General features: G+C 41.2%; 25 protein-coding genes, 2 tRNA genes, 1 other RNA gene and 1 pseudogene. 25 read left to right on the top strand and 4 right to left on the bottom strand.

What is annotated here, in order from left to right; translation table 11 throughout:
* The first annotated feature begins 17 nt into the window (after nt 1-17).
* From SNAG_RS06700 to trxB, 7 genes are all read left to right on the top strand, one after another.
* The gene (locus SNAG_RS06700) at nt 18-515 is read left to right on the top strand and encodes a GNAT family N-acetyltransferase (protein ID WP_096407759.1); all 498 of its coding nucleotides are present in this window, start codon (nt 18-20) and stop codon (nt 513-515) included.
* Nucleotides 512-1,027 (top strand): methylated-DNA--[protein]-cysteine S-methyltransferase, encoded by a 516-nt coding sequence (locus tag SNAG_RS06695; RefSeq protein WP_096407757.1) that lies wholly within the window; start codon nt 512-514, stop codon nt 1,025-1,027. Before SNAG_RS06700 ends, SNAG_RS06695 begins: the two co-directional genes overlap by 4 nt.
* A gap of 12 nt (nt 1,028-1,039) precedes the next feature.
* Nucleotides 1,040-1,396, top strand: coding sequence for an arsenate reductase family protein (locus SNAG_RS06690; protein ID WP_096407754.1), 357 nt, complete (start codon nt 1,040-1,042; stop codon nt 1,394-1,396).
* A 156-nt stretch (nt 1,397-1,552) separates the two neighbouring features.
* Nucleotides 1,553-2,353 (top strand): amino acid ABC transporter permease, encoded by an 801-nt coding sequence (locus SNAG_RS06685; RefSeq protein ID WP_049537241.1) that lies wholly within the window; start codon nt 1,553-1,555, stop codon nt 2,351-2,353.
* Nucleotides 2,353-3,096, top strand: a complete 744-nt coding sequence (locus SNAG_RS06680) for an amino acid ABC transporter ATP-binding protein (RefSeq protein WP_096407752.1) — start codon at nt 2,353-2,355, stop codon at nt 3,094-3,096. The genes SNAG_RS06685 and SNAG_RS06680 overlap by 1 nt, the downstream gene beginning before the upstream one ends.
* A 78-nt stretch (nt 3,097-3,174) precedes the next feature.
* Nucleotides 3,175-3,399, top strand: a complete 225-nt coding sequence (locus SNAG_RS06675; protein WP_000926604.1) for a DUF4059 family protein — start codon at nt 3,175-3,177, stop codon at nt 3,397-3,399.
* 65 nt (nt 3,400-3,464) lie between these two features.
* On the top strand, nt 3,465-4,376 hold the full coding sequence (gene trxB / locus SNAG_RS06670) for a thioredoxin-disulfide reductase (protein WP_096407749.1): 912 nt from the start codon (nt 3,465-3,467) through the stop codon (nt 4,374-4,376).
* A gap of 236 nt (nt 4,377-4,612) precedes the next feature.
* Here the strand turns inward: trxB and rlmB are convergent, their stop codons facing one another.
* Together rlmB and def are read right to left on the bottom strand one after the other, a co-directional pair.
* Nucleotides 4,613-5,341 (bottom strand): 23S rRNA (guanosine(2251)-2'-O)-methyltransferase RlmB, encoded by a 729-nt coding sequence (gene rlmB / locus SNAG_RS06660; protein ID WP_096407746.1) that lies wholly within the window; start codon nt 5,339-5,341, stop codon nt 4,613-4,615.
* Between the two features lie 44 nt (nt 5,342-5,385).
* Nucleotides 5,386-5,997, bottom strand: coding sequence for a peptide deformylase (gene def, locus SNAG_RS06655; protein ID WP_045616898.1), 612 nt, complete (start codon nt 5,995-5,997; stop codon nt 5,386-5,388).
* 155 nt (nt 5,998-6,152) lie between these two features.
* Between def and SNAG_RS06650 the strand changes: the two genes are divergently transcribed.
* From SNAG_RS06650 to SNAG_RS06625, 6 genes are all read left to right on the top strand, one after another.
* Nucleotides 6,153-7,472, top strand: coding sequence for a CapA family protein (locus SNAG_RS06650; RefSeq protein WP_096407744.1), 1,320 nt, complete (start codon nt 6,153-6,155; stop codon nt 7,470-7,472).
* 23 nt (nt 7,473-7,495) lie between these two features.
* On the top strand, nt 7,496-8,323 hold the full coding sequence (locus SNAG_RS06645) for an HAD family hydrolase (RefSeq protein ID WP_096407741.1): 828 nt from the start codon (nt 7,496-7,498) through the stop codon (nt 8,321-8,323).
* A gap of 1 nt (nt 8,324) precedes the next feature.
* Nucleotides 8,325-8,960 carry an SGNH/GDSL hydrolase family protein gene (locus tag SNAG_RS06640; protein ID WP_096407739.1) on the top strand — a complete coding sequence of 212 codons (636 nt, stop codon included), beginning with the start codon at nt 8,325-8,327 and terminating at the stop codon, nt 8,958-8,960.
* Between the two features lie 58 nt (nt 8,961-9,018).
* Nucleotides 9,019-9,366, top strand: a transfer-messenger RNA (tmRNA) gene (ssrA, locus tag SNAG_RS06635).
* A 72-nt stretch (nt 9,367-9,438) separates the two neighbouring features.
* Nucleotides 9,439-9,526, top strand: a tRNA-Ser gene (locus SNAG_RS06630).
* Between the two features lie 79 nt (nt 9,527-9,605).
* The gene (locus SNAG_RS06625) at nt 9,606-10,547 is read left to right on the top strand and encodes a hypothetical protein (RefSeq protein WP_096407736.1); all 942 of its coding nucleotides are present in this window, start codon (nt 9,606-9,608) and stop codon (nt 10,545-10,547) included.
* 181 nt (nt 10,548-10,728) lie between these two features.
* Here the strand turns inward: SNAG_RS06625 and SNAG_RS06620 are convergent.
* Nucleotides 10,729-10,816 (bottom strand) — tRNA-Ser (locus tag SNAG_RS06620).
* A gap of 161 nt (nt 10,817-10,977) precedes the next feature.
* Here SNAG_RS06620 and SNAG_RS06615 point away from each other — a divergent pair.
* From SNAG_RS06615 to SNAG_RS06600, 4 genes are all read left to right on the top strand, one after another.
* Complete coding sequence (locus SNAG_RS06615) at nt 10,978-11,718, top strand: DeoR/GlpR family DNA-binding transcription regulator (RefSeq protein WP_096407734.1); 741 nt, start codon at nt 10,978-10,980, stop codon at nt 11,716-11,718.
* Nucleotides 11,715-12,626: a 1-phosphofructokinase gene (gene pfkB / locus SNAG_RS06610; RefSeq protein WP_096407731.1), complete on the top strand. Its 912-nt coding sequence runs from the start codon at nt 11,715-11,717 to the stop codon at nt 12,624-12,626. The genes SNAG_RS06615 and pfkB overlap by 4 nt, the downstream gene beginning before the upstream one ends.
* A complete protein-coding gene (locus SNAG_RS06605) occupies nt 12,623-14,575 on the top strand; it encodes a PTS fructose transporter subunit IIABC (protein ID WP_096407729.1) in 1,953 nt (650 codons plus the stop codon). The genes pfkB and SNAG_RS06605 overlap by 4 nt, the downstream gene beginning before the upstream one ends.
* Before the next feature lie 86 nt (nt 14,576-14,661).
* Complete coding sequence (locus SNAG_RS06600) at nt 14,662-16,968, top strand: DNA translocase FtsK (protein WP_096407726.1); 2,307 nt, start codon at nt 14,662-14,664, stop codon at nt 16,966-16,968.
* A 43-nt stretch (nt 16,969-17,011) separates the two neighbouring features.
* Here the strand turns inward: SNAG_RS06600 and SNAG_RS06595 are convergent, their stop codons facing one another.
* A complete protein-coding gene (locus SNAG_RS06595) occupies nt 17,012-17,440 on the bottom strand; it encodes a DUF6556 family protein (RefSeq protein ID WP_096407724.1) in 429 nt (142 codons plus the stop codon).
* A gap of 137 nt (nt 17,441-17,577) precedes the next feature.
* Here SNAG_RS06595 and SNAG_RS06590 point away from each other — a divergent pair, with 137 nt between their 5' ends.
* The 8 genes and pseudogenes from SNAG_RS06590 to gla all read left to right on the top strand — a co-directional run bounded on the left by SNAG_RS06590 (nt 17,578) and on the right by gla (nt 25,613).
* Entirely contained in the window at nt 17,578-18,720 is a 1,143-nt protein-coding gene (locus SNAG_RS06590; RefSeq protein ID WP_096407721.1) for a cysteine desulfurase family protein, read from the top strand.
* Between the two features lie 8 nt (nt 18,721-18,728).
* Nucleotides 18,729-19,943 (top strand): tRNA uracil 4-sulfurtransferase ThiI, encoded by a 1,215-nt coding sequence (gene thiI, locus SNAG_RS06585; RefSeq protein WP_096407719.1) that lies wholly within the window; start codon nt 18,729-18,731, stop codon nt 19,941-19,943.
* Between the two features lie 135 nt (nt 19,944-20,078).
* On the top strand, nt 20,079-20,903 hold the full coding sequence (locus tag SNAG_RS06580; RefSeq protein WP_096407716.1) for an alpha/beta hydrolase: 825 nt from the start codon (nt 20,079-20,081) through the stop codon (nt 20,901-20,903).
* Between the two features lie 20 nt (nt 20,904-20,923).
* Nucleotides 20,924-21,664: an esterase family protein gene (locus SNAG_RS06575; RefSeq protein WP_096407714.1), complete on the top strand. Its 741-nt coding sequence runs from the start codon at nt 20,924-20,926 to the stop codon at nt 21,662-21,664.
* 12 nt (nt 21,665-21,676) lie between these two features.
* Nucleotides 21,677-22,843, top strand: coding sequence for an ATP-grasp domain-containing protein (locus SNAG_RS06570; RefSeq protein WP_096407711.1), 1,167 nt, complete (start codon nt 21,677-21,679; stop codon nt 22,841-22,843).
* 206 nt (nt 22,844-23,049) lie between these two features.
* Nucleotides 23,050-24,333, top strand: coding sequence for a hypothetical protein (locus tag SNAG_RS06565; protein ID WP_096407709.1), 1,284 nt, complete (start codon nt 23,050-23,052; stop codon nt 24,331-24,333).
* Between the two features lie 82 nt (nt 24,334-24,415).
* Nucleotides 24,416-24,586: pseudogene (locus SNAG_RS09775) on the top strand (ATP-grasp domain-containing protein); the annotation flags it as partial.
* Between the two features lie 157 nt (nt 24,587-24,743).
* Nucleotides 24,744-25,613 (top strand): aquaglyceroporin Gla, encoded by an 870-nt coding sequence (gene gla / locus SNAG_RS06560; protein WP_096407706.1) that lies wholly within the window; start codon nt 24,744-24,746, stop codon nt 25,611-25,613.
* Nucleotides 25,614-25,646: the final 33 nt, after the last annotated feature.

Below are 25,646 nucleotides of genomic sequence, written 5' to 3'. Positions count from 1 at the left end.
AGAAATGAGGGGAAAAGATGGAGATTCGTTTAGCTTTTCCAAACGAAGTAGATGCGATTATGCAGGTGATGGAGGATGCCAAAAAGTGTTTAGCCAAGTCTGGTAGTGACCAGTGGCAAAATGGCTATCCAAATGCTGACATCATTATTGATGATATCATCTCTGGTCAAGCCTATGTGGCATTGGAAGAGGGAGGAGAACTGTTAGCCTATGCTGCTGTGACCAAGAGCCCAGAGGAAGCCTATGAAGCCATTTATGAAGGAAGTTGGCATGGGGAAGAATCAGAATATCTGGTCTTTCACCGTATCGCTGTGGCAACAGATGTCCAAGGACAAGGAGTTGCTCAGACTTTCCTAGAAGGCTTGATTGAAGGTTTTGATTATCTAGATTTTCGTTCAGATACGCATGCACAAAACAAGGCCATGCAGCATATCTTTGAAAAACTTGGATTCAGTCAGGTCGGAAAAGTTCCAGTTGATGGGGAACGCTTGGCCTATCAGAGATTAAAAAAATGACGCAGAAAAAGTATTCAAAAATGCTCTACTTATCGCCAATTGGAACCTTGTCCTTAGTTGCTGATGAGCAATATTTGTTTGGGATTTGGGTGCAGGACCAAACTCATTTTGAGAGAGGATTAGGGGATGAAACGATAGAAGAAGTTGGTAGCCATCCTGTATTAGAGCAAGTTATTTCCTATTTAGATACCTATTTCGAAGGCAGTGTTCAGGATCTATCTGACTTACCTTTGGCTCCCATTGGAACGGATTTTGAAAAGCGAGTCTGGGCTTACTTACAGGCTATTCCTTACGGTCAAACAGTAACTTACGGACAAATAGCTCAAGACTTGCAGGTGAATTCTGCCCAAGCTATTGGCGGAGCAGTGGGGCGTAATCCCTGGTCCATCCTTGTACCCTGTCATCGTGTGCTGGGGTCAGGCAATCGTCTGACAGGCTATGCATCGGGAGTCGAAAAGAAAGCCTGGCTCTTGCAACATGAAGGTGCAGCATTTCAAGAGAATAAAAAATAGAAAGAAAAGAAGATGTTAGAATTTATCGAATACCCAAAATGTTCAACTTGTAAGAAAGCAAAGAATGAACTTGACCAACTCGGACTTGACTATCAAGATATCCATATTGTAGAAGAAACACCAAGTGAAGAAGTTATTTTAAACTGGCTAGAAACTTCTGGTTTTGAAGTGAAACAATTTTTCAATACCAGTGGTATCAAGTACCGTGAACTTGGCTTGAAGGATAAGGTTGGAAGTCTATCAAATCAAGAAGCTGCCAAGCTTCTAGCGAGTGATGGCATGTTATTGAAACGTCCAATTTTGGTGGAGAATGGTGCTGTTAAGCAAATCGGCTATAGAAAATCCTACGGGGAACTGGGCTTGAAATAGTTTTTATCTATCTTCTTGATAGGTAAAATATATAGCTTCCCTGTTTTAAAGTGTGATAAACTAGAAGATAGACAAAGTCTGCTTTACCCGTAGCAAATAATTTGCTTGCGAGCAGAAGTATGGTAGAATGAATCATTATCAGGAGAGGATGTTTTTATGACTGTTACAACACTTTTAGCATCAGATTGGTACCAGAGCTTGATGCAGCTGATTCCAGACGGTAAGCTCTTTAGCTTGCGTTCGGTTTTTGATGGGATTCCAAGAATTGTCCAACAACTTCCCACAACTATCATGTTGACGCTTAGCGGTGCGATTTTTGGTTTGGTGCTAGCCTTGGTTTTTGCCATTGTTAAAATAAACCGTGTTAAGATTTTATATCCCTTACAGGCCTTTTTTGTCAGCTTTTTAAAAGGGACACCGATTTTGGTTCAGCTTATGTTGACCTACTATGGGATTCCACTTGCTTTGAAAGCCCTCAATCAACAATGGGGAACCAGCTTCAATATCAATGCTATTCCTGCAGCAACCTTTGCTATCGTAGCTTTTGCCTTTAATGAGGCAGCTTATGCCAGCGAAACCATTCGTGCAGCCATTCTTTCTGTCAATCCTGGTGAGATTGAAGCGGCACGCAGTCTGGGGATGACCCGTGCGCAAGTTTATCGTCGTGTCATTATTCCTAATGCAGCGGTGGTAGCTACTCCAACCTTGATCAATTCCCTCATCGGTTTGACCAAGGGAACTTCGCTAGCCTTTAGTGCGGGTGTTGTCGAAGTTTTTGCTCAGGCTCAGATTTTGGGTGGAGCTGATTATCGTTACTTTGAGCGATTCATCTCCGTAGCCCTTGTTTACTGGGTAGTCAATATCGGAATCGAAAGCCTCGGTCGTTTTATCGAGAAGAAAATGCAAATTTCTGCGCCGGATACAGTAACTACAGATGTGAAAGGAGACCTACGTTAATGATTAAGATTTCGAATTTAAGCAAATCCTTTTCAGGTCAGACTGTCTTGGATCATCTGGACTTGGATATCCAAAAGGGAGAAGTAGTAGCCTTGATTGGTTCATCTGGAGCAGGGAAATCAACTTTCTTGCGTAGCCTTAACTATCTTGAAACACCAGATAGCGGATCCATCCAGATTGACGATTTTATAGTTGATTTTTCTCAGATTAGCCAAGAGGAGATTCTAACCCTTCGTCGCAAGTTGTCCATGGTTTTCCAACAGTTCAACTTATTTGAACGCCGAACAGCCCTTGACAATGTCAAGGAAGGCTTGGTTGTTGTTAAGAAATTATCAGATGAGGAAGCAACCAAAATCGCCAAGGAAGAGTTGGCTAAGGTCGGTCTTTCTGATAAGGAGCAACATTACCCTCGTCATTTGTCAGGTGGGCAAAAGCAACGGGTTGCCCTAGCGCGTGCCCTCGCTATGAAACCAGACGTCTTGCTCTTGGACGAACCAACATCAGCTCTTGATCCAGAATTGGTCGGAGAAGTGGAAAAATCTATTGCAGATGCCGCTAAGTCTGGTCAAACCATGATCTTGGTTAGTCACGATATGTCTTTTGTAGCCCAAGTGGCAGATAAGATTTTGTTCCTAGATAAAGGGAAAATCATCGAGTCAGGCACACCGGATGAAATCATCAATCAGCCGAAAGAAGAACGGACAAAAGAATTCTTCGCTAGTTACAAACGGACTTATATTTGATATAATAGTAAAAAGGAAAACTCAGTTAGTTGGACTAGCTGAGTTTACTCTTTAAAAAAGATAGAAACGAGAGAGATCATGCTGCTGCAACTATTTTCTTTATATTTCGAGAGTTTGATCTTAACGACCATTCTCGTCGTGATTTCTTTAGGGATTTGGATTGGATTGCGAGCTATGTCTGGTGTGGACAAGACAGCCAAGGCCCGTCAAGCCCATCTCTATGATATGATTATGATTGGGGTTTTGGTGATTCCAGTATTATCCTTTGCCGTCATGAGTCTCATTTTAGTTTTCAGAGCATAATGCTTGCTAAATAAACTTCAAACAGTTAGAATAAAGATAGTTACAACAAGAAAGAAGGAATCGAAATGTACGATACGATTATTATTGGTGCTGGACCTGCGGGAATGACAGCTGCCTTATATGCTGCTCGAAGCAATCTGAAAGTGGCTTTGATTGAAGGTGGTCTGCCAGGCGGGCAAATGAACAACACATCTGATATTGAAAACTATCCAGGTTATGCCAATATCAGTGGACCTGAATTGGCTGAAAAAATGTTTGAACCACTTGAAAATCTTGGAGTGGAGCACCTTTATGGGTTTGTTGAAAAGATTGAAGATCATGCTGACTATAAGAAGGTAATCACTGATGACCAAGTTTATGAAACCCGTACTGTCATCGTGGCAACTGGCTCTAAACACCGTCTTTTAGATGTTCCTGGAGAAGAAGAATTAAATAGCCGAGGCGTTTCCTATTGTGCGGTCTGTGATGGAGCTTTCTTCCGTGACCAAGACTTGCTCGTAGTCGGTGGTGGAGATTCAGCGGTAGAAGAAGCTCTCTTCTTGACACGCTTTGCCAAGTCTGTCACTATTGTTCACCGTCGCGACCAACTTCGTGCCCAAAAGGTTTTGCAAGACCGTGCCTTTGCTAATGAAAAAGTCAACTTTATCTGGGACTCTGTAGTTAAGGAAATCAAAGGTGAAAACCGAGTAGAGTCAGTTGTATTTGAAAATGTAAAAACTGGTCAAGTGACAGAGCAAGCCTTCGGAGGTGTCTTTATCTATGTTGGACTGGACCCTGTTAGTGATTTTGTTAAGGATTTGAATATCCAAGACCAGGCAGGCTGGATCGTAACAGACAATCACATGAAAACTAGCGTTGATGGCATCTTTGCAGTTGGAGATGTTCGCCAGAAAGACCTTCGCCAAGTGACAACAGCAGTTGGAGATGGGGCTATCGCAGGTCAAGAAGCCTACAAGTTTATCACCGAACATAGTTAATACACTTCGAAAATCTCTTCAAACCACGTCAGCTTCGCCTTGCCGTAGGTATGGGTACTGACTTCGTCAGTTCTATCCACAACCTCAAAACAGTGTTTTGAGCTGACTTCGTCAGTCTTATCTACAACCTCAAAGCAGTGCTTTGAGCTGTCTACAGCTAGTTTCCTAGTTTGCTCTTTGATTTTCATTGAGTATAATCATAAAAAGTTTCCAATCAGATGACTGGAAACTTTTTATTATAGTCTATTTCGGAAAACTTCGTACATGAGAATGGCTGCAGCAACACTGGCATTGAGGCTTTGAACATGCCCATTCATGGGGATGGTAATCATCTCATCGACCTGTTTTTTGATGTTGCTAGAGATGCCTTTTCCTTCATTACCTATGATGAGGGCGATTTTTCCTTTTGTATTCCATTTGTGGCAAGGAGTACCATTCATATCCGTTCCGAAGGTCCAGAAGCCTTCATCCTTGAGTTTATCCAAAGTTTGACTAAGGTTGGTCACTCGAGCAATCGGTACATGCTCAATAGCTCCTGTAGCCGTTTTGGCAACAACAGGAGTTACACCGACAGCGCGGTGTTTGGGGATAATGACTCCTGAAACATTGGTCGCGTCAGCAGTTCTCAAGATAGAACCCAGATTATGAGGATCAGTTAACCCGTCTAGAATCAATAGCAAAGGATTTTCTTCTTGACGCGTTTTGGCAAGAATGTGATCTAGCTCGCTATAGGCAAATTCAGAAACTCGAAGGACAAATCCTTGATGGACAGCACCTTCGGTCATTTCAGAGAGGGATTTTTTTGAGGTCCAAGAGATGGAGACTTTTTTCACAGTAGCCAGTTCCTTGACTTTCTCAACATTCTTACCTCGAAGATCTTCTTGGAGGTAGAGTTTGTTTCCAGTGTTTGCAAGGAGGGCTTCAGTAACGGCATGGACGCCATAGACAATATCATTTGTTTTCATGCCTCTATTATAACACAAAACCCCGTCTTGCAACGGGATTTTCTTTATTCCAGAATCAGTAAACCATCTTTAACAGCAAATGGATCTTTTTCATTGATACGATCGTAGAACATGATTCCGTTGATGTGGTCAATTTCATGTTGGACAACGATGGAGTTGTATCCTTTAAGTTTGATACGGTGTTTTTCACCGTCCTTGTCAAAGTAATCAACAGTGACACGGGCATGGCGGACAACATAGCCTGGTACGTTACGGTCAACAGATAGGCAACCTTCTCCTTCGCCAAGGGCAGCATCCTGAACAGAGTGGGAGACGATTTTCGGATTGTACATAATGGCTTGCAAATCGTAGGCTTCCTCTGGAGTTTCACCTTCTTCCACAATATTTGGCACTAAAACAGCAATAATACGTTTTGAGATATCCAGCTGGGGAGCAGCAAGGCCAACACCACCACGGAGTCCCATTTTCTCAGCCATAACAGGATCCTGAGAATGTTTGAGGAATTGCATCATTTTTTCGCCAAGGATGATATCTTGATCACTCAATGGGAAAGTCACCTCCTCAGCAACAGCGCGCAGAGTTGGATTTCCCTCACGGATAATATCATTCATATCAATCAAATGAGCAGCTTTTGTAATACGTTCTATAGCAGACATTTTCTCTCCTTTCATTACCTCTACATGATAACACAAAATAGGCGAGAAAGAAAGTCGCAGAAGTTACTAAAAAATAATATAATAAACGGTATTCCTCTTTTGTCTGTGGTATAATAAAAGAAAAGACTTGCACCAAAAAGCAAGGGGGAATAAAGATGGAAAAGCGACAAAATAGACGATCTCATGGACCTATTGATGGATTGTTGGGGAAAAGTATTGGTTTCTTTCGGAATTATAAATCCTGGACCAATGCCCAGTTTATTATGGTCTTGCTACTTGCAGTTGCCGTGTCCATGGGAGGGAACTTGTTAGTTCGAGCAGTACAAGGCAACAAGGGAACGAGTCCTAGTAGTCAAACTCTTGATTCTACAAGTACATCTAGTCAATTCAAGGAAAATGATTCTGACGAAAAGACAGCCCGTATCATGGCAAACGGTGATCTTCTTTATCATATCCCTATCTACCGAACAGCTCTAAAAGAAGATGGGACTTATGATTTTCATGAAAATTTTGAGTATGTCAAGCCTTGGCTCAAACAAGCGGACTTGGTAATTGGTGACTTTGAAGGAACGGTGAACAAGGACCACTATTTGGCAGGTTATCCTCTTTTTAATGCACCTGGTGAGGTGATGGATGCGATCAAGGATGCAGGCTATCAAGTTCTAGACTTGGCCCACAATCACATCCTAGATTCTCAGATAGAGGGAGTGGTCTCAACAGCTCAAGCTATTGAAAAGGCAGGAATGACACCTATCGGAGTTTACACAAAGGAACCACGGGACAAGTCTCCACTTGTTATTAAGGAAGTCAATGGTATCAAGGTAGCTCTCTTGGCTTATTCCTATGGCTTTAATGGCATTGAACAATCTATTTCCCAAGAGGACTATAATCGCTATCTTTCTGACTTAAACGAAGAAAAGATGAAGGCAGAAATCGAGCGTGCCGAGAAAGAAGCGGATATCACTGTTGTTATGCCTCAGATGGGAATTGAATACCAGTTGGAACCAACGGAAGAACAAAAGACACTGTATCACAAGATGGTGGACTGGGGAGCCGATATTATCTTTGGAGGGCATCCTCACGTCGTTGAACCTGCCGAAACGGTCGAAAAAGATGGTGACAAAAAACTGATTATCTATTCCATGGGGAATTTCCTTTCAAACCAGCGTATTGAAACCATGCAAGACGAGGAAAATGCCAAGTGGACAGAGCGCGGTGTTCTCATGGATGTGACCATTAAGAAAAAAGATGGAAAGACAAGAATTGAAACCGCCAAAGCGCATCCTACTTGGGTTAATCGAACACCCAAAGGGACTTACTCCCCAGAAGGCTATCCTCTCTTCCTCTATCAGACCTATATCTTGGAGGACTTCATTGAAGGAGGACGTTACCGTGAGCAGTTGGATGAGGCGACCAAGGAACGAATTGACACAGCCTATAAAGAAATGAATGAACATGTAGGGTTGAAGTGGTAGGTACTCGCCCTAAAGGAGACGAGATGACGATTAAATTAATTGCAACAGATATGGATGGAACCTTGCTGGATCCAAGAGGGCAACTGGATTTGCCACGTTTAGAAAAAATTTTAGACCAATTAGATGAACGAGGTATCCGTTTTGTCATTGCGACGGGGAATGAAGTCCATCGGATGAGGCAACTACTAGAACACTTGGCGAGTCGAGTAGTCCTGGTTGTTGCTAACGGTGCGCGGATATTTGAGTATGATACATTACTTCAGGCTCAGACCTGGGATGATGCTATGGTTGACAAGGCTCTCCTTCATTTTAAAGGGAGGGAGTGTCGAGATCAGTTCGTCGTCACCAGCATGAATGGGAGTTTTGTCAAGGAAGGAACTGTTTTTACAGACCTGGAAAAATTTATGACTCCAGAGATGATTGAAAAACTTTACCAAAGGACCAATTTTGTGGATGAGCTAAACTCAGACCTCTTTGGAGGAGTCCTAAAGATGAGCATGGTCGTTGGTGAAGAACGTTCTAGTGCAGTTTTGCAGGAAATCAATGACCTCTTTGATGGTCGTGTAAGAGCTGTTTCTAGCGGTTATGGCTGTATCGATATCCTGCAAGCTGGGGTTCACAAGGCTTGGGGATTGGAAGAATTGCTCAAGCGCTGGGATTTGACATCGGAACAAATCATGGCTTTTGGTGATAGCGAAAATGATGTTGAGATGTTGGAGATGGCTGGAATTGCCTATGCTATGGAAAATGCTGATGATGAGGCCAAGGCAGTTGCAACTGCCCTAGCTCCAGCTAACAGCCAAGGGGGCGTTTATCAGGTCCTAGAAAATTGGTTAGAGAAAGAGGGATAAGGTGGCAGTACAGTTATTAGAAAATTGGCTCCTAAAAGAGCAAGCAAAAATTCAAACCAAGTATCGTGAACTCAATCAGATTTCTCTTTTAGAGCCAGATATGATTTTTATCGGCGATTCGATTGTAGAATACTACCCTTTGCAAGAGTTACTCGGGACTACCAAGACGATTGTTAATCGAGGCATCCGAGGTTACCAGACGGGACTTCTACTAGACAATCTTGATGCCCATCTTTATGGTGATGCTGTCGATCAAATTGTTCTCTTAATTGGGACAAACGATATCGGAAAAGATATTCCCATGAATGAAGCCTTGGATAATCTTGAAGGTGTGATTCAATCGCTTAACCGAGATTATCCGCTGTCACAAATAAAGCTAGTTTCTATTCTGCCAGTCAATGAAGGAGAAGAATACAAGCAGACAGTTTACATTCGTACCAATGAAAAAATCAGAGAATGGAATCAAGCCTATGAGGCTCTAGCCTCCGCCTATATGCAAGTAGATTTTCTACCAATTTATGATAGTTTGACAGATTCAGAAGGACAACTTCAATCAGCCTATACAACGGATGGTCTCCATCTAAGTGTAGCTGGTTATCAAGCCTTATCAGATGCTTTGAAAACGTATCTTTTCTAAAGAATTGGCTTGATTTTGCAATTTTTATGAAGATAGGTTATAATAGTTCTAACATCCTGGGGTCGTTACGGATTCGACAGGCATTATGAGGCATATTTTGCAACCCGTGTGGCGACGTAAACGCTCAGTTAAATATAACTGCAAAAAATAACACTTCTTACGCTCTAGCTGCCTAAAAACCAGCAGGCGTGACCTGATTTGGATTGCTCGTGTTCAATGACAGGTCTTATGATTAGCGAGATACGATCAAGCCTTGTCTAGTGGTTTGATAAGAGATTGATAGACTCGCAGTTCCTAGGCTTGAGTTATGTGTCGAGGGACTGTTAAAACAATACATAACCTATGGTTGTAGACAAATATGTTGGCAGGTGTTTGGACGTGGGTTCGACTCCCACCGGCTCCATCATCAATAGGATTTTTGGGATTATTTCGTCAAATTGTATCCTTTATTGTATCCTATTTGTTTTAGTTTGCTAGTGGAGAATTACTCAAGAGGCTGAAGAGGACGGTTTGCTAAATCGTTAGGTCGGGTAACCGGCGCGGGGGTTCGAATCCCCCATTCTCCGTTAGATGAACCCCGTGTTTTTCTAAACTAATCTACTTGGAGGTGTTCTCCAAGAGTAAATTTTCATAAAGAGGTGAAACATGAAAAAGATTAAGTTACTAAGTATCTTAGCAGTCTCAACAGTTGTCTTGGGTGCATGTTCCGCATTTTCTAATCAGTCATCTGAAGCTTCTTCTGATGACAAGGAGAAAACGGAACAAGTTGAGAAGAAGGATGAAGCAGCGGAAGTTAAAGAGAAAGTTACAAAAGATGCTGAAATTCTCCTAGACTCTGTTCTCACTAGCGACTCTGTACGATTCAAGAAGATTTATGGCGAAACTTATGAAAAATGGACTGATGCCGTTATTGCAGTTCAAACAAGTGAAAAAATTAAAGATGATGGTCTTTCACCTGCATCTACATACTCTGTAAAATGGCATGATGATTTCCCTATTGAAACTCCAGAAGAAACAATTTCAGGTTTCTTGAAAATGAGACGTAGATTATACCAAGACATTGGTTCTTATTCAGTTAAAGATGTGAAAGTAGATGAATCCGGTAATACAGCTACTGTTACTTTTAACTCTAAAAAACTACACTCTAAAGGATTGGCTTCATCTACAAGGGAAGTTCTCACCACTCTAATTGGAGGTGTTGACAACCTAGCTAAGTACAATCAAGCTGGATCAGATGTTGATATTAAACGTTACCAAACCTTGATCTCTTACTGGATCTTCGAGCATCTTTTCAAGAAGGATTTTACTGTCTATACTGACGTAGATCCTAACTTAGCACACACACCATTTACTACTGGAGATTTTGATACTGAAATCAAATTAACCAAGGACAAAGATGGGAACTGGCTTATTTCTCAAGAAGATTACCGTACTCTAGCATCTGAGTTACTTGACAACACAGAAGGGTATGATAAGATTGTACGTAAAAACTCTACGAAGTCGAATGACAAAGAAAAGTCTACAGACAAATCTACTGATAAATCAACAGACAAATCTTCAGATAAGAAAGATAAAAGCAATATCTAATCTTTAGATTTAAAAGAAAAACAAGTAGTCTTAATAAACTACTTGTTTTTTTATGAATTAGGATAGGGCAGGATACAGAAAAATGTGGTGTGGTAGTTAAAGTAACTCAGCCTTTCATTTCTATATATTGTTCTTAGAACGGTAAAAAAAACTGCACCTCAATGCAGTTTTTCTTTTTCTACGGAAGACATGGGATTCGAACCCACGCACGCTGTTACACGCCTACCGCGTTTCCAACACGGCCTCTTAAGCCTCTTGAGTAATCTTCCAATACTTACTCAAATAGTCTACCATAAAGCCACTTATCTTGCAATAAAAATGTTGGAAATAAGAAAAATGATAGAATTTGAAAGAAAATGACAAAAATTGCTTGACTTTGATAGAGATTGTGTTAGAATGAATAGTGTAAACGATAACAGGAGGTGTTTTGGTGTTAAAAACAGAGAGAAAACAATTAATTTTAGAGCAACTTAATCAGCATCAAGTAGTTTCTTTAGAAAAGTTAGTTAGTTTGTTAGAAACGTCAGAATCAACGGTTCGAAGGGATTTGGATGAGTTGGAAGCAGAGAATAAGCTTCGTCGTGTGCATGGTGGAGCAGAATTGCCCCACTCCTTGCAGGAAGAAGAAACCATTCAAGAAAAATCTGTCAAAAACCTTCAGGAAAAGAAATTACTCGCTCAGAAAGCAGCATCTCTTATCAAGGAACAAGATGTTATCTTTATCGATGCTGGAACAACAACTGCTTTTTTGATCAAGGAATTGGTTAATAAGGAGATCACCGTTGTGACCAATTCGATTCACCATGCAGTTCAGCTGGTAGAAAAGCAGATTCCAACTGTCATGGTTGGAGGTAGCGTCAAGATGACGACAGATGCTAGCATCGGGGGCGTTGCTCTTAACCAGATTAACCAATTACACTTTGACCGTGCCTTTATCGGGATGAATGGTGTTGACGATGGTTATTATACGACTCCTGACATGGAGGAGGGAGCTGTTAAGCGGGCTATTTTAGAGAATGCCAAACAGACCTATGTTTTGGTGGATTCATCAAAAATTGGACAAACTTGCTTTGCCAAGGTAGCACCACTCAAACGCGCTATCGTTATCACAAGTCAAGGGCATGAGCTCTTGCAGGCTATTAAGGAGAAAACGGAGGTAATAGAAGTATGATTTATACAGTCACGCTCAATCCATCCATTGACTATATCGTTCGCTTAGACAACGTAGAAGTCGGTAGTGTCAATCGAATGGACAGTGATGATAAGTTTGCTGGTGGGAAAGGAATCAATGTTAGTCGTGTTTTGAAGCGCTTGGGTATTCCCAATACAGCGACCGGATTTATTGGAGGCTTTACTGGTAAATTTATCACAGATACCCTTACAGAGGAAGAAATCGAGACACGTTTTGTCCAAGTAGCAGAAGATACTCGAATCAATGTCAAGATTAAAGCAGACCAAGAAACAGAAATCAACGGGACTGGTCCTAATGTTGAGCCAGCTCAGTTAGAAGAATTGAAAGCTATTTTGTCTAGTCTGACAGCAGATGATACGGTGGTGTTTGCAGGTTCGAGTGCTAAGAACCTAGGCAATGTTATCTATAAGGATTTGATTGCCTTGACACGCCAGACTGGTGCGCAAGTGGTTTGTGACTTTGAAGGTCAGACCTTGATTGATAGTTTGGATTATCAACCACTTTTAGTCAAACCAAACAATCATGAACTTGGTGCTATCTTTGGAGTGAAGCTCGAAAGTTTAGATGAGATAGAGAAACATGCCCGAGAGTTATTGGCTAAAGGTGCTCAAAACGTTATTATCTCAATGGCTGGTGATGGTGCCCTTCTGGTAACATCAGCGGGAACCTACTTTGCTAAACCGATTAAAGGAACCGTGAAAAACTCAGTTGGAGCTGGTGACTCGATGGTTGCTGGATTTACGGGTGAGTTTGTCAAATCAAAAGACGCAGTAGAAGCCTTCAAATGGGGAGTGGCTTGTGGAACAGCAACTACATTTTCAGATGATTTAGCAACTGCAGCATTTATTAAAGAAACTTATGAAAAAGTTGAGGTAGAAAAAAGATGAAAATTCAAGATTTATTGAGAAAAGATGTTATGTTGCTGGATTTGCAGGCAACTGAAAAAACAGCTGTCATTGAAGAAATGATTAAAAGTTTGGTAGATCACGGTTATGTGACAGATTTTGAAACCTTTAAAGAAGGAATCTTAGCGCGTGAAGCTCTAACTTCCACTGGTTTGGGTGACGGAATCGCTATGCCACACAGCAAAAACTCTGCTGTCAAAGAAGCAACCGTTCTCTTTGCTAAGTCAAACAAGGGTGTTGACTATGAGAGCTTGGATGGGCAACCAACAGACCTCTTCTTTATGATTGCAGCTCCAGAAGGTGCCAATGACACTCACTTGGCAGCCTTGGCAGAATTGTCTCAATACTTGATGAAAGACGGATTTGCTGACAAACTTCGTCAAGTAACATCAGCTGATCAAGTTATCGAACTTTTTGACCAAGCTTCAGAAAAAGCTGAGGAGCCTATCCAAGCACCTGCCAATGACTCTGGCGACTTTATCGTAGCTGTTACAGCTTGTACGACAGGGATTGCTCATACTTACATGGCCCAAGAAGCTCTTCAAAAAGTGGCTGCTGAAATGGGTGTTGGGATAAAGGTTGAAACCAACGGTGCCAGCGGTGTTGGAAATCAACTAACTGCAGAAGATATCCGTAAGGCTAAAGCAGTTATCATCGCAGCAGATAAGGCCGTTGAAATGGATCGTTTCGATGGCAAACCATTAATCAATCGTCCGGTTGCTGATGGTATCCGTAAGACGGAAAAGTTGATCAACTTGGCTCTTTCAGGAGATGCTGAAGTTTATCGTGCTGCCAATGGAGCAAAAGCTGCAACAGCAAGCAATGAAAAACAAAGTATCGGTGGTGCTTTCTACAAACACTTGATGAGTGGTGTGTCTCAAATGTTGCCATTCGTTATAGGTGGTGGTATCATGATTGCCCTTGCTTTCTTGATTGACGGAGCTTTTGGTGTGCCACAAGATAGCCTTGGAAATCTTGGTTCCTACCATGAATTGGCTTCTATGTTCATGAAAATTGGTGGCGCGGCCTTCGGCTTGATGCTTCCAGTCTTTGCAGGTTATGTTGCTTATTCTATCGCTGAAAAACCAGGTTTGGTAGCTGGTTTTGTGGCTGGTGCAATTGCCAAAGAAGGTTTTGCCTTTGGAAAAATCCCTTATGCCGCAGGTGGTGAAGCAACTTCAACTCTTGTAGGTGTCTCATCTGGTTTCCTCGGTGCCCTTGTTGGTGGATTTATCGCAGGTGCTTTGGTTCTTGCTATCAAGAAATACGTTAAGGTTCCTCGTTCACTTGAAGGTGCTAAATCAATCCTTCTCTTGCCACTTCTTGGAACAATCTTGACAGGATTTGTTATGTTGGCTGTTAACATCCCGATGGCAGCAATCAACACTGCTATGAATGACTTCCTAGGCGGTCTTGGAGGAGGATCAGCTGTCCTTCTTGGTATCGTTCTTGGTGGTATGATGGCTGTCGATATGGGTGGACCTGTCAATAAAGCAGCCTATGTCTTTGGTACAGGTACGCTTGCAGCGACTGTTTCTTCAGGTGGTTCTGTAGCTATGGCAGCAGTTATGGCGGGAGGAATGGTGCCACCACTTGCTATCTTTGTCGCAACCCTTCTTTTCAAAGATAAATTTACTAAAGAAGAACGTAACTCTGGTTTGACAAACATCATCATGGGCTTGTCATTTATCACTGAGGGAGCAATTCCATTTGGTGCAGCTGACCCAGCTCGTGCGATCCCAAGCTTTATCCTTGGTTCAGCAGTAGCAGGAGGACTCGTTGGTCTTGCAGGTATCAAACTCATGGCACCACACGGAGGAATCTTCGTCATTGCTCTAACTTCAAATGCTCTTCTTTATCTTGCCTTTGTTTTGGTTGGTGCAATTGTAAGTGGTGTGGTTTATGGTTCCCTACGCAAACCACAAGCATAAAAAGTATTAGAATAGAAAGATTGTTACCATTTGGTGCAATCTTTTTCTCTATTCGAAATGGCTGTGAAATATGGTATAATAGAAGAATGGCAAACAAGAATACTACAAAAACAAGACGGAGACCGTCTAAAGCAGAACTCGAAAGAAAACAAGCTATTCAGAGGATGTTGATTTCCTTAGGGATTGCCTTATTATTGATTATTGCAGCCCTCAAGCTTGGTGCGGCGGGTATCACCCTTTATAATCTCATTCGACTGGTGGTCGGAAGTTTGGCCTATGTGGCCATTGGTGCCCTCCTCATTTACCTCTTTCTATTTAAATGGATACGTAAGCAAGAGGGACTTCTGTCAGGATTTCTTTGTATCTTCGCTGGCTTACTCTTAATTTTTGAGGCTTATCTTGTCTGGAAATTTGGCTTGGAGCAGTCAGTTCTAAAAGGGACCTTGTCTCAAGTTATGACGGACCTGACTGGTATGCGGGTGACTAGCTTCGCCGGTGGAGGCCTGCTTGGTGTTGGACTCTATATCCCCATATCCTTTCTTTTCTCCAATATCGGATCGTACTTTATTGGAGTTCTCTTGATTCTAGTTGGGGCACTCTTGGTTAGTCCCTGGTCTATTTATGATGTCGCAGCCTTTATTGGAGCTCAGTTCAGATCCTTCATGGAAAAACAGGAACAGAGAAAACAGGAACGCTTCATCAAGAGAGAAGAAGAGAAGGCTCGTCAAGAAGCTGAAGAAGCAGCAAGAATTCAGAGAGAACAAGAAGAACAGGATGCGATACTGCTTCCTCCTGTAGATCCTGAAACTGGAGAAATCTTATCAGAAGAACCAAGTTACGATCTCCCCCCAATTCCTGAAAAAGAATGGAGTGAACCGGAGATTATCCTTCCTCAAGCTGAATTTGAAGTTCCAGATGTGGAAGAAGACTTTGAGGATGAAGAGGTGCAGGTTGATTTTTCGGCCAAAGAAGCCCTTGAATACAAACTGCCAAGCTTGCAACTCTTTGCGCCAGATAAACCCAAAGACCAGTCCAAGGAAAAGAAAATTGTTCGAGAAAATATCAAAATCCTAGAAGAAACCTTTGCTAGCTTTGGTATCAAGGTGACGGTGGAACGGGCTGAAATCGGCCCATCTGTTACCAAGTATGAAGTCAAGCCAGCAGTTGGAGTCCGGGTTAACCGCATTTCCAATCTGGCAGACGACTTAGCGCTTGCTCTAGCGGCCAAGGATGTTCGGATTGAGGCTCCAATACCTGGTAAATCCTTAGTTGGGATTGAGGTTCCTAACTCTGAAATTGCGACCGTTTCCTTCCGTGAGCTCTGGGAACAGTCTCAGACTAAACCAGAAAATCTCCTCGAAATTCCTCTGGGTAAGGCTGTCAATGGAACTGCTCGCACCTTTGACCTTTCCAAGATGCCCCACCTACTGGTTGCAGGTTCGACGGGATCAGGGAAATCAGTCGCAGTTAACGGTATTATTGCTAGCATTCTTATGAAAGCAAGACCCGACCAGGTCAAGTTTATGATGGTGGATCCTAAGATGGTTGAGTTATCGGTTTACAATGACATTCCTCATCTCTTGATCCCAGTTGTGACCAATCCACGTAAGGCCAGCAAGGCTCTCCAAAAAGTCGTGGATGAGATGGAAAACCGTTATGAACTCTTTGCTAAGGTTGGTGTGCGAAATATCGCTGGTTACAATGCTAAGGTCGAGGAATTTAATAGCCAATCTGAGTACAAACAAGTACCCCTGCCTTTGATTGTTGTCATTGTGGACGAGTTGGCTGACCTTATGATGGTGGCCAGCAAGGAAGTGGAAGATGCTATCATCCGTCTCGGACAGAAGGCGCGTGCGGCAGGGATTCACATGATTCTTGCAACGCAACGTCCATCGGTTGATGTCATCTCTGGTCTTATCAAGGCCAATGTACCGTCTCGTGTGGCTTTTGCAGTTTCATCAGGTACAGATTCACGAACCATCTTGGATGAAAATGGAGCTGAAAAATTGCTCGGTCGAGGAGACATGCTCTTTAAACCAATTGATGAAAATCACCCAGTCCGTCTGCAAGGGTCCTTTATCTCGGATGATGATGTTGAACGTATCGTAAACTTCATCAAGGCTCAGGCAGATGCGGACTACGATGATAGCTTTGACCCAGGAGACGTCCCAGATAATGAGGGAGATTTCTCTGATGGTGAAGCTGGTGGCGATCCGCTCTTTGAGGAAGCCAAGGCTCTGGTTATCGAGACGCAGAAAGCCAGCGCTTCTATGATTCAGCGTCGTTTGTCGGTTGGATTTAACCGTGCGACCCGCCTGATGGAAGAACTTGAAATGGCAGGTGTCATCGGTCCAGCTGAGGGAACCAAACCACGCAAAGTATTGCAACAATAAAAAATAGCTTCTTTCCAAATCTGGAAGGAAGCTATTTTAGTGATTACTGGTTCGTTTTAGTTTCTGTATTTGTCGTATTTGACTGTGTACCGTTATCGCTTGTTTCTTTATTTGTAGCAGGTGTAGAAGAGTCCTGAGTTGTTGTTTTCTGCTCTTCTTTTTTCTCCTCTTTCTTGTTGGATTGAGAAGTTTCTTCTTGTGAGGTTTTTTCTTTAGTAGGAGTGTTGTCCTTGTTAGGTGTAGTATTTTCCTGAGGGGATTCTTTTTGAATTTCCTTGACAACAGTTGTTTGGGTTGTCGTCGGTTCTTTTTTGTTGTTTTTGTTATTATCCATAGCGTTCATGATGGTAATAGTAGCGGTGATGAGACCAAGGATACTACCGATGGTAGCAATCGTTTTTTGAAAGACAGTAAATCCTTTTTTAATGTGTTCAGTTTTTGATTTATTAGAAGTTCTACGATAATTAGACATGATACTCTCCTTTGATTATGATTTATTATACCTCATTTCTTTAAAAAAATCTTAAAAAAAGAGAAGATTCCCTTTCTTGTCGCAGGTCTCTTTTCGTGATACAATAGAGGAAGTGATTTTAGAAAGCGTGAGAAAACATGATTTACTTTGATAATTCGGCAACGACCAAGCCTTATCCTGAAGCTCTTGAAACCTACATGCAGGTCGCTTCAAAAATTGTCGGAAATCCATCCAGTCTCCATCGTTTGGGAGACCAGGCAACACGAATTTTAGATGCTTCCCGGCAGCAAATTGCAGATTTGATTGGGAAGAAAAGTGATGAAATCTTCTTTACCTCTGGTGGAACAGAAGGGGATAACTGGGTTATCAAGGGTGTAGCCTTTGAAAAAGCCCAGTTTGGCAAGCACATCATCGTATCAGCTATTGAGCATCCAGCAGTCAAGGAGTCAGCACTCTGGCTGAAAAGTCAAGGTTTTGAGGTGGATATTGCCCCAGTTGATAGCAGAGGATTTGTGGATGTTGAGGCTCTAGCGAATTTGATACGACCTGACACGACCCTCGTCTCCATTATGGCAGTAAACAATGAAATCGGCTCTATCCAGCCTATTGAGGCTATTTCAAAACTCTTGGCAGACAAGCCAACTATTTCTTTCCATGTTGATGCAGTTCAGGCACTTGCTAAAATTCCAACTGAAAAGTATCTGACGAATCGAGTGGATTTTGCGACCTTTTCGAGCCATAAGTTTCATGGTGTCCGAGGTGTTGGCTTTGTCTATATCAAGTCTGGTAAGAGGATCATGCCTCTTTTAACTGGAGGTGGTCAAGAGGGAGACTATCGTTCGACAACTGAAAATGTTGCAGGGATTGCCGCAACAGCTAAGGCTTTACGTTTGGCTATGGAAAAGCTAGACTTATTTACTGCTAAGACTGGGCAGATGAAGGCTGTCATTCGCCAAGCCCTTCTGGACTATCCAGATATTTTTGTCTTTTCAGATGAGGATGACTTTGCCCCTCATATCCTGACTTTTGGGATTAAGGGTGTTCGTGGGGAAGTCATCGTTCATGCATTTGAAGACTATGATATTTTCATTTCCACAACCTCTGCTTGTTCGTCCAAGGCTGGAAAACCTGCGGGTACCTTGATAGCCATGGGACTGGACAAAGATAAGGCCCAGTCAGCTGTGCGTCTAAGCTTAGACTTAGAAAATGACATGAGTCAGGTCGAGCAGTTCTTGACCAAGCTAAAATTAATTTACAATCAAACTAGAAAAGTAAGATAGGAGCATTTATGCAGTATTCAGAAATTATGATTCGCTATGGAGAATTGTCAACCAAGCACAAAAATCGTATGCGTTTCATCAATAAACTTCGTAATAATATTTCGGACGTTTTGTCCATCTATCCTCAAGTTAAGGTAACCGCAGATCGCGACCGTGCCCACGCTTATCTCAATGGAGCTGATTATACAGCAGTAGCAGAATCTCTCAAACAAGTCTTTGGAATTCAAAACTTTTCTCCCGTATATAAGGTTGAAAAGTCTGTAGAAGTTCTTAAATCAGCTGTCCAAGAGATTATGAAAGCTATCTACAAGGAGGGCATGACCTTTAAAATCACTAGTAAGCGAAGCGACCACAACTTCGAATTGGATAGTCGTGAACTCAATCAAACTCTTGGCGGTGCTGTTTTCGAGGCTATTCCAAACGTGCAAGCTCAGATGAAAAATCCAGATATTAATCTTCAAGTTGAGATTCGTGAGGAGGCTGCCTACCTATCCTATGAAACCTTTCGTGGAGCAGGAGGATTACCTGTGGGAAGTTCTGGTAAAGGCATGCTCATGTTGTCAGGTGGAATTGATTCACCTGTGGCAGGTTATCTAGCTCTCAAACGTGGGGTTGATATTGAAGCCGTTCACTTTGCCAGCCCACCATATACTAGTCCTGGTGCCCTTAAAAAAGCCCACGATTTGACTCGAAAATTGACCAAGTTTGGGGGCAATATCCAGTTTATCGAGGTGCCTTTCACAGAGATTCAAGAAGAAATCAAGGCTAAGGCGCCAGAAGCCTACCTCATGACATTGACCCGTCGTTTTATGATGCGCATTACCGATCGTATCCGTGAGGTACGAAATGGTTTAGTTATCATTAATGGGGAAAGTCTTGGTCAAGTAGCGAGCCAAACCTTGGAAAGCATGCAGACTATCAACGCTGTGACTAGCACTCCAATCATTCGTCCTGTGGTTACCATGGACAAGCTGGAAATCATTGACATCGCTCAGGAAATTGATACCTTTGAAATTTCTATCCAGCCTTTTGAGGACTGCTGTACTATTTTTGCGCCTGATCGTCCTAAGACCAATCCTAAGATAGAGAATGCAGAGCAGTATGAAAAACGCATGGATGTCGAAGGATTGGTTGAGCGAGCAGTGGCAGGGATTATGCTTACTAAGATCACACCTCAAGCTGAAAAAGACGCTGTCGATGAGTTAATTGATAATCTCCTCTAATCAGAAAAACCAGAAGAATTTAGAATTCAAATGAAAAAAGTTAGTTATTTATCCTTAAAATGGACAATTACTGACTTTTTTTCTATTTTTATGGTATAATGAGATAAAATTTTGAATATAGAGAGTTTTCTGACAATGAATCATTCTTACTTTTACTTAAAAATGAGAGAACATAAACTCAAGGTTCCTTATACAGGAAAGGAGCGTCGTGTGCGTGTTCTCCTGCCTAAGGACTACGAGAAAGACACAGACCGTTTTTACCCTGTTGTTTATTTTCATGATGGGCAAAATGTCTTTTACAGCAAGGAGTCCTATATCGGACACTCTTGGAAGATTATTCCAGCCATTAAGCGAAACCCTGATATCAGTCGCATGATTGTTGTAGCTATCGACAATGATGGTTTGGGTCGGATGCATGAGTACGCGGCTTGGAAGTTCCAAGAATCTCCTATTCCAGGCCAGCAGTTTGGCGGTAAGGGTGTGGAGTATGCCGAGTTTGTCATGGAGGTGGTCAAGCCTTTTATCGATGAGACCTATCGTACCAAAGCTGATCGCCAGCACACGGCTATGATTGGTTCGTCGCTAGGAGGCAATATCACCCAGTTTATCGGACTAGAGTACCAAGACCGAATTGGTTGTCTAGGTGTCTTCTCATCTGCTAACTGGCTTCACCAAGAAGCCTTTAACCGCTATATCGAGCGCAAGAAATTGTCGCCTGAACAGCGCATTTTTATCTATGTTGGAACGGAAGAAGCGGATGATACGGACAAGACTCTGATGGCTGGCAATATCAAGCAAGCCTATATCGACTCATCTCTTCGCTATTATCATGATTTGATTGCAGGTGGAATACACTTGGATAATCTTGTTTTGAAAGTTCAGTCTGGTGCCATCCATAGTGAGATTCCTTGGTCGGAAAATTTACCAGACTGTCTTCGATTTTTTGCAGAGAAATGGTAAGTTAGGAAAGGAGAAAGCCAATGCATATTGAAAACCTTAACCACTGGAGTGGCCACCTCAACCGAGAAATGTATCTCAACCGTTATGGGCATGCTGGGATTCCAGTTGTTGTTTTTGCTTCATCTGGTGGCAGTCACAATGAATACTATGATTTTGGCATGATTGATGCCTGTGCTTCCTTTATCGAAGAAGGTCGTGTTCAATTCTTTACCCTATCTAGTGTGGATAGTGAGAGCTGGCTGGCTACTTGGAAAAATAGTCATGACCAGGCGGAGATGCATCGAGCTTACGAACGTTATGTGATTGAGGAGGCGATTCCTTTTATCAAGCATAAGACAGGTTGGTTTGATGCCATGATGACAACTGGTTGCTCCATGGGGGCTTACCATGCACTCAATTTCTTCCTCCAGCATCCAGATGTCTTTACCAAGGTGATTGCTCTCAGCGGTGTTTATGACGCACGTTTCTTCGTTGGTGATTACTACAATGATGATGCTATTTACCAAAACTCTCCAGTCGATTATATCTGGAATCAAAACGACGGATGGTTTATCGATCGTTACCGTCAGGCAGAAATCGTCGTCTGTACGGGCCTAGGTGCTTGGGAACAAGACGGTCTACCATCTTTCTACAAGCTCAAAGAAGCCTTTGACCAGAAACAAATTCCAGCCTGGTTTGCTGAATGGGGGCATGATGTTGCCCACGACTGGGAATGGTGGCGTAAACAAATGCCTTATTTTCTTGGACACTTGTATCTATAAAAGGAGTTGCCTATGAATTACCTTGTTATTTCTCCCTACTATCCACAAAATTTTCAACAGTTTTCTATCGAACTAGCTAGTAAAGGCATTACAGTCTTGGGAATTGGTCAAGAACCCTACGAGCAACTGGATGAGCCTTTGCGTAATAGTCTAACCGAGTATTTCCGTGTTGACAATCTTGAAAATATAGATGAAGTCAAGCGTGCGGTTGCCTTTCTTTTCTACAAGCATGGTCCTATCGACCGCATTGAGTCCCACAATGAATACTGGCTTGAGCTAGACGCAAGACTCAGAGAACAATTCAATGTCTTTGGTGCCAAACCTGAAGATCTTAAAAAAACCAAGTTTAAGTCTGAGATGAAGAAACTCTTCCAAAAGGCAGGCGTACCTGTTGTACCAGGCGCTGTTATCCAGACAGAAGCAGATGTAGACCAAGCAGTCGATACGATTGGCCTACCAATGATTGCCAAACCTGATAACGGAGTGGGAGCGGCAGCAACCTTTAAGCTTGAAACAGAAGAAGATATAAATCACTTCAAGCAAGCATGGGACCATTCAACCGTGTATTTCTTTGAAAAATTTGTCACTTCTAGTGAAATCTGTACCTTTGACGGACTAGTGGATAAGGATGGTCAGATTGTCTTTTCAACAACCTTTGACTACGCCTATACACCACTTGATCTGATGATTTATAAGATGGACAATTCCTACTATGTCCTCAAGGATATGGATCCCAAACTGCGCAAGTATGGCGAGGCCATAGTCAAGGAATTTGGAATGAGAGAACGCTTTTTCCATATCGAGTTCTTCCGTGACGGGGATGACTACATTGCCATTGAGTACAATAACCGTCCTGCAGGTGGCTTTACCATTGATGTTTATAACTTCGCTCACTCCTTGGATCTCTACCGAGGTTATGCAGCTATTGTCGCAGGAGAAGAGTTCCCAGCATCAGAATTTGAACCTCAATACTGTCTAGCTACATCACGTCGTGCCAATGCCAACTATGTTTATTCAGAAGAGGACCTTCTTGCCAAATACAGCCAGCAATTCAAGGTCAAAAAAATCATGCCAGTAGCCTTTGCAGAGCTACAAGGGGACTATCTTTATATGCTGACCACTCCGAGTCGCCAAGAGATGGAGCAGATGATTGCAGACTTTGGTCAACGTCAAGACTAATGAAAAGGATGAAAGGAGTTTGACTTCTTTTGTCCTTTTTAATAGAACAGAAGACTAATTGTTAGTGAATTTGAACCATTTTAATTAATATGATATAATGTTGTATAAACGTTATTATCAAAGATGTTTTATAGAAAATTTTTCTATTATTTTAAATATATTTTGTAAATCAACTATTAATTTATTTTAAGGAGTATAAATTTAAAATGAAAAAAGAAGAAATAAAGCCTATTTTTCTCTCGTCTATTATTGACACTATTATATTTATAATAACGTTATTTCTTGGATCTCACTTCATTTCCATTTTTGGCATGACAGATCAGGTTTTATCAGTTTTATTTGTGGTATTTCTTCTAACAAAAATGCCAGTGACTTACTTTGTTTCAAAAAGAAAAAATAAACTGGAAAAGAGCTTTAATTATTTTATAACAATTTTATTTGGTCTGATAGAGTTTCTTACTTTATTTTCCATGTTTAATGATCCTCAACAATGGATATTACTTTTTTCTATATTCACGATATCTATAGAGAGTTTTATAAAAGAAAAATCAAATTCAAGGGCGATACTGACTGGAACATTTTTAATCGTTTTTGTAATTATTTTTTCAATTTTACTATTTTTTATTGATTCATCTTCTTCTGCTTTAGTTTCAGCAACCACAGCAGTCATAACTTTATTATTTGAAACAGATACTTTAGAAGATGTATTTAATATAAAAGTAGCTAAACAACGACAACAACAACTATCGTTGATTAAAATATCTATATTATTTTTGATTCCAGTAATTTATACTACCTCTTTAATTTTTCCTCGTACTGAATTCAATAATGGTTCCTTTAATACGGTATTACTAACTGGACTTTATAGGTTTATTGTATTAGAAATAACATATCCTCTTTTTTTATTTTTAATTTATTTTAAGAAACTGAGACAAAAAATTCAAATTATGCTTGGATTACCATCTAATCAAAAATATTTATGCGGAAATTGGAATATGATTACAATAAATAAGTTTACGAAGCAAGATATTATTGTTAGAAAATTCATACTAACTATTGATGGCAATAGAATTATATTTTTGGGTAAGATATTAACTTTTGATGAAAAGAATTTTATCTATAATGAGAAAGCGGAATATATTGGAAAAATTGAAAAATACAATGATGATAGTATAGGTATAATTTTAGATGATAAAACTGTACGACTTATCAAAACAGGAAGTGATGATTATAGGAAGTTTAGTTCATGTGATTATAATCGTAAGGAAAAATTTTACAATATTCAAATCACAGAACCTATTACTAGTAGTAACCTAGAAGTTACCGTATTTTTATTTAATAATGTTGAAAATCAATTTATTGAAATAAATAGTAGGACTAATTACAATTATGACTTAATAGATGGAGAATTTATTCGTATTAATAATGAGAAATTTGTAATGAATAACTCTTTACCATCAGATATATACGAATCAGATGAATTTAAATAGTGGAAAGAGTTAACTTTTCTTAAAAGAACATATTAAAGAATATGTAATTTTAATTTTAAAAGAATTTCGAACTTTTTTCGCTGTTTATTCAGAAGAAGACTTGCTTGCCAAGTATAGCCAACAATTCAAGGTCAAAAAAATCATGCCAGCAGCTTTTGCAGAGCTACAAGGGGATTACCTTTATATGCTGACAACTCCAAGCCGTCAAGAGATGGAGCAGATGATTGCAGACTTTGGTCAACGTCAAGACTAATGAAAAGGATGAAAGGAGTTTGACTCCTTTTGTCCTTTTCTTAAAGATAAGTTAAATAAAGCGTTTTCCAGAGATTCTTTTAGAAAAGATATTGCTAAAAGGCCTAAAAATTGATAGAATAAGGATTGTCTAAAAAAATTGAAGGAGAATCTATCAAATGGATTTTACATGGGCTATTAAATATGCCACAGAATTCTTGGGAACTGCTATTTTGATCATTCTTGGTAATGGTGCAGTTGCTAACGTTGAACTTAAAGGTACGAAAGGTCACCAAAGTGGCTGGCTCGTTATCGCAGTTGGTTATGGTATGGGGGTTATGATCCCAGCCTTGATGTTCGGTAACGTATCAGGAAACCACATCAACCCAGCTTTCACTCTTGGACTTGCTGTTAGTGGTCTTTTCTCTTGGGATCAAGTACCATTTTACATCCTAGCACAAGTTTTGGGAGCAATCTTCGGTCAAGCTATGGTTGTAGCGACTCACCGTCCTTACTATTTGAAAACAGAAAATCCAAACAACATCTTGGGAACTTTCTCAACTATCTCAAGTTTGGACCATGGAACAAAAGAATCACGTTTTGCAGCTACTGTTAATGGTTTCCTAAATGAGTTTGTAGGTTCATTTGTTCTTTTCTTTGCAGCACTTGGTTTGACTAAAAACTTCTTCGGTGCTGAGGTTCTTCAATACATGAAACAAATGGCTACTCAAGCTGGACAAACTGTTGATTTAACTGAAATGGCAGTGAAAGCTCAAGTAGCTCCACACACAGCTGCTGGACTTTCAGTTGCGCACTTGGCACTTGGTTTCCTAGTGATGGCCTTGGTAACTTCACTCGGTGGACCTTCTGGGCCTGCTTTGAACCCAGCTCGTGACTTTGGACCACGTCTTCTTCACGAACTCCTTCCAAAATCAGTTCTTGGTCAACACAAGGGTGATTCAAAATGGTGGTATGCATGGGTACCAGTTGTAGCTCCAATCTTAGCGGCTATTGCAGCAGTAGCAGTATTCAAACTACTTTATCTATAATAAAAGAAACTGGGGGAACCCAGTTTTTTTGCT

Origin of the sequence: Streptococcus sp. NPS 308 (assembly GCF_002355895.1) — a bacterium.
Classification (GTDB): domain Bacteria; phylum Bacillota; class Bacilli; order Lactobacillales; family Streptococcaceae; genus Streptococcus.
This window is presented reverse-complemented; position numbering and strand designations above follow the sequence as displayed.